This is a genomic window from Pseudomonas sp. AU12215, from assembly GCF_001675465.2.
Taxonomy (GTDB): Bacteria; Pseudomonadota; Gammaproteobacteria; order Pseudomonadales; family Pseudomonadaceae; genus Pseudomonas; species Pseudomonas nitroreducens.
This window is the reverse complement of record NZ_MACM02000100.1, coordinates 1-398: the sequence shown is the minus strand read 5'-3', so window position 1 is coordinate 398 and position 398 is coordinate 1. Positions and strand designations below refer to the sequence as shown.

The 398-nt window shown below is 66.2% G+C and carries 1 protein-coding gene; it reads right to left on the bottom strand.

What is annotated here, in order from left to right:
- The coding region (locus A9513_RS14645; protein ID WP_141678418.1) for an HAD family hydrolase at positions 1 to 398 on the bottom strand (398 nt) is incomplete at both ends.

Below are 398 nucleotides of genomic sequence, written 5' to 3'. Positions count from 1 at the left end.
TCACGTTGGCCAGCGCCTGGGCCGGGTACGGGCGGCCGTTGGGCACTTCGTCGGTGGCGACCACATGGTCGGCGACATAGCCGTTGGTCTTGGCCAACGCCACGACCTTCTCCATCACCACCGCCGGGTAGCCGGAACAGGAACCTATCTTCAGCCCGTTCCTGCGCAGGTCGGCGATGGCATCGAGCGCACCGGGAATCAGCGCCGAATGCTCGGCGATCTTCTCRATCTGCAGCGGCATGAAGCGCTCGTAGATGGCGGTGACGTCATCGTCGCTCGGCACGCGGCCGAACTTGGCCTTGTAGCGCTCGGCGATGGCCGGGATGTCGCACAGGGTACGGATGTGGTCCCACTTGCCCATGCCCATGGGGCCGCGGGCTTCTGCCAGGCTGACCTGC